The organism is uncultured Oscillibacter sp., from assembly GCF_910579365.1.
Taxonomy (GTDB): Bacteria; Bacillota; Clostridia; order Oscillospirales; family Oscillospiraceae; genus Oscillibacter.
In genome coordinates this window covers 1-7911 of sequence record NZ_CAJTUX010000089.1, presented here as the reverse complement: position 1 = coordinate 7911, position 7911 = coordinate 1, and the positions used below count along the sequence as shown (strand labels likewise).

The window sequence follows — 7911 nt, the reverse complement described above, 5'->3', positions numbered from 1 at the left end:
GTGAGCAGGGCGGAGAAATGTCCCGCCGTGTTTTTACCTTTCATGCGGCATTTCCCCCGTATCCCTGAAGATGTCCCTATAAATTCCAGGGGCCAGTCCAATAAATCGATTGAAATAATTGGTAAAATGGCTCTGGTCGGAGAAGCCGGTTTGCAGCGCCGCCTCAACGGGGGGAACACCTTGTTCCAGCAGCTTTTTGGCCTTGCCGATACGAATGTTTTCCAGGTAGCTGTACGGTGTGACGCCCTTTGAGCCGGTAAAGGCCCGGAGCAGGGTGGATTTGCTCAATCCGGCACAACGGCAGACCTGATCCAGATAAATTCCCTCGGCATAATGCTGTTCCATAAAGGCACAGGCTTTCTCAATTTCCTCCCGGCACTCCGGGATGCAGTTCTCAAAAGGCTGGCCGTATTGCTGGATTAGCAAAGAAATCAGAAACAGCAGATTTTCCTCTTTTCCAAATTCATTGGAGCCTTTCATCACCAGCTCATGGAGCGGGCGCAGATAGCAGGTGACTTCTTCATCAGAGATCACGTTACGAGAAAATCCAGGCAGTTCCCGCCTGCCGGTGACTTCCTCCGCCAAATCCAACATGACCTCCTTGGTGATGTTGAAGCCACGATAATCCAGCGTACCGCCGTCATTCTGAACACAGGCGTGGTTGTCCCCTGGATTGAACAGGAGAACATTGCCCCTTTTGATGGTATACTCCTGATTTTTGCAGGACAGGACACGTTCCCCGTCCTCCATAAATCCAATCACATAGTATTCATGGAAATGGTTCGGAAAAGGCTGTACGATGCCCTCAAAACGGTAAGCCTCAATGTGCAGCTCGTCATCGTAGACCACCGTTCGCACTTCTTTTTTCATGCGGTGCACCTCCTTGTCCGTCCCATTATAACAGCCGGGGATTGTGCTGGCTTGTAAAATATCTTCATTTTTCGCAGGACTTACAAAACGGCGCAGGGATGGGTCAGCCAATCCCTGCGCCGCTTTATCAAAAATCAGAACCACATAGCTTGCTCATCTCTAAACTTTGGAACCGGCCCGTCCTGATACGGGTCATAGCGATGTTCATTACAGCCAAACTCCTGCAAAAAGCAGATCTTATCCTCCGCCGTCCACTTCACAAGGGTCATTCCGTCAAAGCCTTCCACCCTGCCGTCATCCATCGTATTCTTAAAATACCACTCAACGATGGTCTGATCCTCTTTGTGGAAATACTGTCTGATGTCCCACTGGAGGACGGTTCCCCGTGTATTCCATTCCTCAAACCAATGCTTCACTTTGGCAACGCCATGATACTGCGGCCCCCAGCTTTCGATGTAAAGGACATTATCAGAAAATATGTCTTCTATACCCAGGTCTTTCTTTTGCAGCCACATATCAAACCATAGCCTGATGATTTTTTCTCGCTTATCCATACTGTCCTCCTATTGTTTTCAAACAGGCCGTTCAGCCTGCCGGTATCCTTCAGCCACGCCAGATAAGAGCGAACGGTGCCGCCCGCCAGGACATATTGCTCAAAGTTCATGGCCAGCCCGCAGACGGTAAACAGTTTTTGCAGGATGACCTCAAAGCAGAGCGGTTCCTGACAGATGCCGGTGATCTTGTCCGCGATCTCCAGCACCTTGTCGATGTTGTACTGTGCGAGGTCAGCTATATCTTCGGAGGCGGCGGCGTGGGCCGGGACAAACATCTTCGCTTGCAGGGACTTCGCCATTTCCAGCGTGTTCAGATAGGCGGCGGCATCATAGATACACAGACCGCTCTTTGCGATTTCAATTCAAATTCAGATCAGTTTTTCATAGTCCCGCCTGCCATAGAAGGATTTGCGGGAGAGTGTACCATATATCCGAGGATGCTGTCTAAATCCTGTTCGGCCAACTCGGTCTTGATGATCTCATATGCCATACTTCGTTCTCAGCTCTTTGAGTGAGGAACGGGCATCCACTGTTTTTCCCTCTCGGATTTCCGCCTCCGCCAATTTTGCGTAAACATCCAGCATGGCCAGCTTTTCTTCATAGGCTTTCATGCTCATAATCACCATTTCACCGTATCCATTTTTCGTGATATAGACCGGCTCGGTAGATTCGCTGCACATCTGTGAAATGGCGGCGGTGTCCTTCAAGTCGCGGATGGGGATAATTCGCGGCATAGAATCAACTTCTTTCGTGTCCTGATTATACCACAATTATCCCATATCCGCAACAGATTATTTATCGGGGCCGGGTACAGTTCGGGGCCAAGATGGGAGGAATGACCTCCACACGCCGGTAACAGGACAAGGCGGTGGAATTGCCACCGCCCTGTTTTAAGTAAACTCAATAAATTATCATTGTATTTCACTCTATACAATATCCGGTTCACACATTCTGCGCCAAAAGAACCTTTTTTCGCGCATAGTTTTAGGGTCAACCTCTCTTAGCTTTTTCAAAATTGGCTCGTATAGTTCCTCATGCTCAAAAAGACTGAATGCTGCGTCAATCTCTAACTGTCTTTTTACTTCTTCCCGAAGTTGGGAATAGAAAGACAGCCACAAGCCAAGACAATCAACGAAATGCCGGATGCTGTAATTCATTGTGCGAGGTATCTCTCTAATTTCGCCCCAGAGGTGTTTTTCACTTTCATCCATTTGTATCTGAAAAACTGCCCCGCTCTACGCCGTTCCGACTATCCAGACCGTCAAGGCCGAGTAGTATTTTTTGCTTCGCAAAAAATCTCCACTCTGCCCACCTTGACCGTCTGGATTTTTGCCGTTTCCATTTCGCCGCCGAAAACGGGGAACAGGATTTGACAATCCTGCCCCCGCTTTCGTCCGCTCCATTTTAACGGCAAAACCGTCTGCACTGGTGCGGCGGTTGCCGGTAGGTTTTGCGGTGGCTCTGCCCCCGCGCCCCCGGCCTCTCCCAAAGAACAGGATAAGGGCAAATGTGTAACCGGCGGGCGTGGGATATGGAGCGATAACGGACAGAGCGGCGGGGATAGCACCGCCGCCCTGTTAGCTTTTCATCTGCCCGACAAGCAGGAAGCTACCTTCCATCTCCGCCTTTATCGCAATCATAACGATAGTAATTACGGAAAAGCCGCTGGGCTTCGGTACTGGTAAACAGTTCTGTAAAGGAGCCAGCAATTTTATACCAGAAATCCTTGTCAAAAGTCACGGACTTCCCAGCCATATAAATGCCGGTGTCTGCTCCATCGTCTACATAGAAATAAACCACATCCCCAATATCATCCCCAAAGGGAAATCCATTCGGACAGTCCTCAAAGAAACCAACTGTGGCATCGAAATCTTTCATATCGTTCCAAATCCAAAATGACATTTCTGGTATGACCCAGTTGGGGCGTTTGTCCTCAATACCGCCACCGCCGAATTTGCGGAAAATTTCACAGTAGTCCTCCGGCAGAGGAATTGGGCAATGTTCCCTGATTAAGTTTAGTTCTGTTTCCACTTCGTCTTTCCAGTTGGGTCTCCAGTAGGGATTATACCCGTCCCATGCTCTGCACATCTCATCTTGAAAGCCATCAAAAAGCAAATTTATCTGCGCTATCAAGTTCATGATTGTGTTTCTCCATCACGGCTTGGATTATAAATTCAAGTATAGCACACTTCCCCGCTGGAAACAATCCCCGTCCTCTGCTGTTTCGACTATCGCACAACCGGGGAGCGTGGACATTTAGACTTGCGGCACAGCCCCAAACCCCCATGAATACGGGCTTCCTGGTGCGCTCCAAGCCCCGGCGCGGTTTTATACTACCCACCCCCAAAAACGGCTTTTAACCGTCCACGGGGCTTTTCCCGCCTGATTTTTCCCATCCCTTGAAAAGTTCCTCAAAAATAATGACAACAAAGGCGGTGATGTGCTGCCTGGATCTGCCGAACTGCTGTCAGTATTTCTGAGGATTGCTATAATTCCCGGAACCATGCTATTCTAAGAACTAAACTCTGTGAATATAGATTAAATTCCTGTATTTTGATGACAAGATAATCCCTCCTTAAAAACGCGGATGAAGCGCTCGAATGATAACCATGCGCCGTGTGATTCGGGAGTTGAACGAATAGTTCTTAATTTTTGAAACATCAGGCCATTACCAACCTGCGGCAAATCAGTAAGATATAGATAAGGGGGTGAACTAATGGTACATAGATACCCTGAATTATTTGGTGAAATTGCGAAGACAGCCCGCATTCAAGCTGAGTTGACCATAGAGATGGTTGCGGAGAGGGCGGATATTACGGAACGCTGTCTCTACCGAATTGAAAACGAGGGAAAGAAGCCCGGCTTCGATGTCCTTTACAGATTGATCCGGGTGCTGTCTATCCCGGCGGATTCCGTTTTTTATCCGAAAAGGGCAATTCAAAATCCCGAGGTGGAAGAAATTGTTCACACGCTTTATAGCTGTGATGAACCTTCCCTACAAATTGTGAGGGCGACTCTGCGGGCCGCTTTGGAGAGCCAGCAAAACGATACTTTTTGTAAAAAAGCAGGACCGGCAGTCATTGAGTGATTTCTCAATGGCTGCCGGCTCTGCGTCTATGCGCCTGGCTCTCGAATAATTGATAGGCTTTGTGCTTTCAGGTCAGCAAGGAAGGATCATCAGGTTTTGATTGGGAAGGGTACAGCTCGTCCTTTTTTCAAAGCCAAGCAGCCAGCTCAGACAAATCGTGCTGATGTTCTTCCCGTGTACTCGATATACGCCATGATTCGGGAAGCACGGAAGGGAAATCACCGTTCCCTCAATGGGTTCTATCCGCGCCACATGCCGGATGGGGATGGCGAACACATTGCTGCTGGGATGGACCTGAAACATCACGCCAAGGATGGGTTCTTCCGTGTTTGTCATAAGCCGGTCCCCGCGCCGGCGGCGGCAAGAATCAGCTCCACGCAGCGGTCGATTCCCAGCTTGCTGCTGTTCAGGCAGAGGTCATAGTTGGAGGACATTCCCCAGACCTTGTCTGTGATGTGCTTATAATAGGCGGCGCGTTTTTTGTCCTGCTCCCTGACATGTCCCTCCGCGGCCTTGGCGTCGATTCCATGCTCCGCAACGACCCGATCTGCCCGGTCTCCCAGAGCGCCGAAGACGAAGACGTGGAAACAGTCCTCCCGGTCCCGCAGAACAGAGTCGGCGCAGCGCCCCACGATGACACAGGGCTCCTTTTCCGCCAACTCCTTGATCAGCTCCGTCTGGTAGGTGTTGATCTGGTCCGGCAGGCGCATGGCCTGCCGGTTCTCGGCGCTGTACTGGTGGGAGGCGTAGGCGGAATAGCCGCCGGTGGCGATGTTGCAGAGGAGGCTGGGAGTGTGATACTCCCCCTGCTTCTCCACGGTTTCCGGGGAAAGCCCGCTGCGCTCCGCCACGATCTGCACCAGCTTTTTGTCGTAGAAGGGAATGCCCAGGCGCTCCGCCACAGTTTTTCCGATGGTATGGCCTCCGCTGCCGCATTGACGGCTGATGGTAATGACACATTTTTTCATTGTTCCGCCACCTCTTTACTGAAAATCTTTTTCCAGGAGCTCCTAAAGTCATCAAAGAGATCACGCCGGACAGTCCGTCTCCAATAGGCCCGGCCCACAAGATGCCCTCCACGCCCCACAGGTATCCAAAGAGCAGCATGGCGGGAATCAGGAAAATGATCTGCCGGGACAGGGAGAGCAGCGCGGCGGGGATGGGCTTGCCGATGGCCTGGAAGAAGATGCCGGTGACGGCTCCCGCGCCGATCATGAAGCAGGCCAGCAGGTACACCCGGAAGCACTTCACGGCAAATTCCATGTACAGGTCGGACTCCTGCCCGAACAGGTTGATGATATACTCCGGGCAGAATTGGAAGATGAAGAAGGCCGCCACCAAAATCAAGGTGCAGCTCGTCAGGGCCAGCTTGTAGGTTTTCTTCACTCGGTCGTACTGGCCGCTGCCGTAGTTGAAACCGAAAATAGGCTGAATGCCGGTGGCGATGCCCAGGGCGATGCCGGTGATCAGCTGGCTCACTTTCATCGTGATGCCAAGCGCCGCCAGAGGAATGTCGGCTCCGTACTTGGACATGGCCCCGTACTTCACAAGGGAATTGTTCATGACCGCAATGACAAATACCGAGGCGACCTGAGAAATAAAGCTGGATGTGCCGAGGGTCAAAATCCGTTTGATGACGCTCCACTTCGGGATCATGTGCTGCTTTTTTATCTCAATGGTTTTAAATCGCAGCATACACGCAGCAAAGTAGACGGCGTTCAGAATCTGCCCAATGATGGTGGCCCAGGCCGCGCCTTTTACGCCCCAATGGCACACAAAAATAAAGATGGGGTCCAGAATGATGTTGGTGATACAGCCGATCAGCAGACCGATCATGCTCACCTTCGGCCGTCCATCCGCCCGGATGATGCTGCCAAACGCGCCGTCGATCATGGCAAAGGGGAAACCCAGCACGATGATGCTTCCGTATTCCAGGGCGTAGGGCAGATTTCCCTCCGTGGCTCCGAATAGATGGCAGAGCGGCTCCAGAAACAGCTCAAAAAGAACCAGCAGGACCACACTGACGCCAACCATCAGGGCGACGGCGTTTCCCACACCCTGGGCCGCGTCTTCCGTCCGGCCCTTCCCGAGACTCAGGCTCATATAGGACGCGGCTCCATCGCCGATCATCATGCCCAGGGCCAGCAGAATCGAAGTGAGGGGCAGGATGATATTGGTGGCGGCGTTGCCCAGATAGCCGACGCCTTGGCCAATGAAAATCTGGTCCACCATGTTGTAGAGCGAGTTGACCACAATGGAGATAATGCTGGGAATGGCGTAGCGGACCATCAATTTGCCAACCCGCTCGGTTCCCAGCGGATTGGCGGCAACTTGTTCGTTCATGTCAAATTTCCTCCTCTTAAATATAAATTGTTCAGGCAATGGCGCTGCCTGTGTAAAGCTGGTAATACCGGCCCTGTTCCTCCATCAGCTGGTCGTGGGTTCCCCGCTCGATAATCCGGCCCTGTTCCAGGACCATGATACAGTCGGCGTTCCGAACCGTGGAGAGCCGGTGGGCGATGACAAAGGTGGTCCGGCCCTTCATCAGCCGATCCATCCCCTCCTGCACCAGCCGTTCGGTGCGGGTGTCGATGGAGGATGTGGCCTCGTCCAGGATCAGGACCGGCGGGTCGGCCACGGCGGCGCGGGCAATGGCGATGAGCTGCCGCTGGCCCTGGCTCAGATTGGCGCCGTCGCCGGTGAGGACCGTCTGGTAGCCGTCGGGAAGCCGCCGGATAAAGCCGTCGGCATTGGCCAGCTTCGCGGCGGCAACGCAATCCTCGTCTGTGGTGTCCAGCCGCCCGTAGCGGATATTCTCCATGACGGTGCCGGTGAACAGATGGGTGTCCTGCAAAACGATGCCCAGGGACCGGCGAAGGTCCGCTTTTTTGATCTTGTTGATGTTGATGCCGTCATACCGGATTTTTCCGTCTTGGATGTCGTAAAAGCGGTTGATCAGATTGGTAATGGTGGTTTTTCCCGCTCCGGTGCTGCCCACAAAGGCGATTTTCTGACCCGGCTCGGCAAAGAGCCTGATATGGTGCAGGACGATTTTTTCATCGCTGTATCCAAAATCCACATCGTCAAACGCGATGCCGCCTTCCAGCTCCGTGAGGGTTACCGAGCCGTCCTGGCGGGGCTGCCGCCACGCCCAGAGCCCCGTTCGCACACCGACGATCATCAACGACCCGTCCGGCCTCTTTTTGGCGTTGACCAGCTGCACATGACCGCCGTCCGGCTCCGGCTGTTCGTCCAGCAGCTGGAAGACGCGCTCCGCTCCGGCCAGAGCCATGATGATGCTGTTGAGCTGCTGGCTGACCTGGGTGACCGGCTGGGTAAAATTCCGGTTCAGATTCAGATAGGAGACCAGGGTCCCCAGGGTCAGGCTTCCCATGCCGT

General features: G+C 52.6%; 9 protein-coding genes and 2 pseudogenes. 1 reads left to right on the top strand and 10 read right to left on the bottom strand.

The window, feature by feature from the left end:
- Positions 1-33: 33 nt before the first annotated feature.
- The 6 genes and pseudogenes from QZ329_RS13970 to QZ329_RS13950 form a co-directional block, all read right to left on the bottom strand.
- Entirely contained in the window at positions 34-870 is an 837-nt protein-coding gene (locus QZ329_RS13970; RefSeq protein WP_295753612.1) for an AraC family transcriptional regulator, read from the bottom strand.
- Between the two features lie 134 nt (positions 871-1004).
- Positions 1005-1424 carry a nuclear transport factor 2 family protein gene (locus QZ329_RS13965; protein WP_295753611.1) on the bottom strand — a complete coding sequence of 140 codons (420 nt, stop codon included), beginning with the start codon at positions 1422-1424 and terminating at the stop codon, positions 1005-1007.
- The gene (locus QZ329_RS13960) at positions 1355-1723 is read right to left on the bottom strand and encodes a hypothetical protein (protein ID WP_365352194.1); all 369 of its coding nucleotides are present in this window, start codon (positions 1721-1723) and stop codon (positions 1355-1357) included. The genes QZ329_RS13965 and QZ329_RS13960 overlap by 70 nt, the downstream gene beginning before the upstream one ends.
- Before the next feature lie 180 nt (positions 1724-1903).
- A complete protein-coding gene (locus QZ329_RS13955) occupies positions 1904-2158 on the bottom strand; it encodes a type II toxin-antitoxin system Phd/YefM family antitoxin (protein WP_295753610.1) in 255 nt (84 codons plus the stop codon).
- Positions 2159-2350: 192 nt separating this feature from the next.
- Positions 2351-2647, bottom strand: a pseudogene (locus QZ329_RS15655) (SUKH-4 family immunity protein); the annotation flags it as partial.
- A 385-nt stretch (positions 2648-3032) separates the two neighbouring features.
- Positions 3033-3563 (bottom strand): SMI1/KNR4 family protein, encoded by a 531-nt coding sequence (locus QZ329_RS13950; protein ID WP_295753609.1) that lies wholly within the window; start codon positions 3561-3563, stop codon positions 3033-3035.
- Between the two features lie 577 nt (positions 3564-4140).
- On the opposite strand from QZ329_RS13950, the gene QZ329_RS13945 reads away from it, so the two are divergent.
- Complete coding sequence (locus QZ329_RS13945) at positions 4141-4512, top strand: helix-turn-helix transcriptional regulator (protein ID WP_295753608.1); 372 nt, start codon at positions 4141-4143, stop codon at positions 4510-4512.
- Positions 4513-4584: 72 nt separating this feature from the next.
- On the opposite strand, the gene QZ329_RS13940 is transcribed toward QZ329_RS13945, so the two are convergent.
- From QZ329_RS13940 to QZ329_RS13925, 4 genes and pseudogenes are all read right to left on the bottom strand, one after another.
- On the bottom strand, positions 4585-4848 hold the full coding sequence (locus QZ329_RS13940; RefSeq protein ID WP_295753607.1) for a chemotaxis protein CheW: 264 nt from the start codon (positions 4846-4848) through the stop codon (positions 4585-4587).
- Positions 4845-5480, bottom strand: coding sequence for a cytidylate kinase-like family protein (locus QZ329_RS13935; protein ID WP_295753605.1), 636 nt, complete (start codon positions 5478-5480; stop codon positions 4845-4847). Before QZ329_RS13935 ends, QZ329_RS13940 begins: the two co-directional genes overlap by 4 nt.
- Before the next feature lie 166 nt (positions 5481-5646).
- Positions 5647-6744 (bottom strand): annotated as a pseudogene (locus QZ329_RS13930) (MATE family efflux transporter); the annotation flags it as partial.
- Between the two features lie 142 nt (positions 6745-6886).
- Positions 6887-7911, bottom strand: a 1025-nt coding sequence (locus QZ329_RS13925; protein WP_295753604.1) for an ATP-binding cassette domain-containing protein, incomplete at its 5' end; no start/stop codon positions are given.

What these genes read in the sequence shown, in the direction of transcription:
- QZ329_RS13935 (WP_295753605.1), bottom strand. Translation starts at nt 5,480, where the DNA reads ATGAAAAAATGTGTCATTACCATCAGCCGTCAATGCGGCAGCGGAGGC.
- QZ329_RS13950 (WP_295753609.1), bottom strand. Translation starts at nt 3,563, where the DNA reads ATGAACTTGATAGCGCAGATAAATTTGCTTTTTGATGGCTTTCAAGAT.
- QZ329_RS13955 (WP_295753610.1), bottom strand. Translation starts at nt 2,158, where the DNA reads ATGCCGCGAATTATCCCCATCCGCGACTTGAAGGACACCGCCGCCATT.
- QZ329_RS13945 (WP_295753608.1), top strand. Translation starts at nt 4,141, where the DNA reads ATGGTACATAGATACCCTGAATTATTTGGTGAAATTGCGAAGACAGCC.
- QZ329_RS13940 (WP_295753607.1), bottom strand. Translation starts at nt 4,848, where the DNA reads ATGACAAACACGGAAGAACCCATCCTTGGCGTGATGTTTCAGGTCCAT.
- QZ329_RS13960 (WP_365352194.1), bottom strand. Translation starts at nt 1,723, where the DNA reads ATGGCGAAGTCCCTGCAAGCGAAGATGTTTGTCCCGGCCCACGCCGCC.
- QZ329_RS13965 (WP_295753611.1), bottom strand. Translation starts at nt 1,424, where the DNA reads ATGGATAAGCGAGAAAAAATCATCAGGCTATGGTTTGATATGTGGCTG.
- QZ329_RS13970 (WP_295753612.1), bottom strand. Translation starts at nt 870, where the DNA reads ATGAAAAAAGAAGTGCGAACGGTGGTCTACGATGACGAGCTGCACATT.